The sequence below is a fragment of the Chitinimonas sp. genome (assembly GCF_041904975.1).
In the GTDB taxonomy this organism is placed as follows: domain Bacteria; phylum Pseudomonadota; class Gammaproteobacteria; order Burkholderiales; family Chitinimonadaceae; genus Chitinimonas.
This window is the reverse complement of record NZ_JAYRLZ010000405.1, coordinates 1-1,333: the sequence shown is the minus strand read 5'-3', so window position 1 is coordinate 1,333 and position 1,333 is coordinate 1. Positions and strand designations below refer to the sequence as shown.

The window sequence follows — 1,333 nt, the reverse complement described above, 5'->3', positions numbered from 1 at the left end:
TCAATCTGCTCGATTTCGATGCCGAACGATTCGCCGCCTTCTTGCAGGAGCGTGGCGAGAAGCCATTCCGCGCTAAGCAGCTGATGCGCTGGATCCATCATTTCGGCGAATCCGATTTTGCGGCGATGACGGACATTGCCAAAGCCACCCGCGAAAAACTGGCGGCCGAAGCGGTAATCCGGCCGCCAGCCCTGATGATGGAGCAAGCCAGCGACGATGGCACCCGCAAGTGGTTGCTGGATGTCGGCACCGGCAATGGCGTCGAGACGGTGTTCATTCCCGAAGACGATCGCGGCACGCTGTGTGTGTCCAGCCAGGTGGGCTGTGCGCTGGAGTGCACCTTCTGCTCGACCGGCCGGCAAGGCTTCAATCGCAATCTGAGTACCGCCGAGATCATCGGTCAGCTGTGGTGGGCCAATAAAGCGCTGGGACGCGACCCCAAGGGTGATCGCATTGTCTCCAATGTGGTGATGATGGGCATGGGCGAGCCGCTGGCCAATTTCGACAATGTCGTGGCTGCCATGCGCCTGATGCTGGATGACCACGCCTATGGTCTGTCGCGCCGCCGGGTGACCTTGTCCACTTCTGGACTGGTGCCGCAGATGGACCGCTTGCGCGAGGCCTGCCCGGTGGCGCTGGCCGTATCGCTGCATGCGCCCAATGATGCGCTGCGCGATGAAATCGTGCCGATCAACAAGAAATACCCGCTGAAGGAATTGATGGCCGCCTGCCAGCGCTATCTGGAAAAAGCGCCGCGCGATTTCATTACCTTCGAATATGTGATGCTCGATGGGGTAAACGACAGCTTCGAGCATGCCAAGCAGCTGGTGGCCCTGGTGAAGGATGTACCCTGCAAGTTCAATCTGATCCCGTTCAATCCCTTCCCCAACTCCGGCTATGAGCGCTCGCGGCCGGAGGCGATCCGCCGCTTCCGCGATCATCTGATCCAGGCGGGCTATGTCGTTACCGTGCGGCGTACCCGCGGCGATGATATCGACGCCGCCTGCGGGCAGCTGGCCGGCCAGGTGCAAGACAAGACCAAGCGCACCCTGCGTCTGGCCGAGGAAGGCAAGACAACTCGCCCGATGATTCATCTGTCCAAGGAGCGCCCTGCATGAAGTCAGCCTGGTTTCTCGCCTTGAGTAGCATCATGTTGTTGTCTGCCGCCAAGGCGGCCGAGCCTTCCCGCCAGGAGAATAGCGCCCGTATTCATACTGAACTGGCTGCTGAATACTATGCGCGCGCCCAGTACGGTGTGGCGCTGGAAGAGATCAAGGCGGCGCGCGATGCAGTACCCGACTATGCCCCGACCTTCAATGTCGAGGGTCTGGTG

General features: G+C 60.7%; 2 protein-coding genes. Both read left to right on the top strand.

What is annotated here, in order from left to right; translation table 11 throughout:
• Positions 1-1,118 (top strand): 23S rRNA (adenine(2503)-C(2))-methyltransferase RlmN (gene rlmN, locus ACE3OH_RS21460; protein ID WP_374358069.1); only part of this gene is annotated, 1,118 nt, incomplete at its 5' end.
• Positions 1,115-1,333 (top strand): hypothetical protein (locus ACE3OH_RS21455; RefSeq protein ID WP_374358066.1); only part of this gene is annotated, 219 nt, incomplete at its 3' end. The genes rlmN and ACE3OH_RS21455, both read left to right, overlap by 4 nt.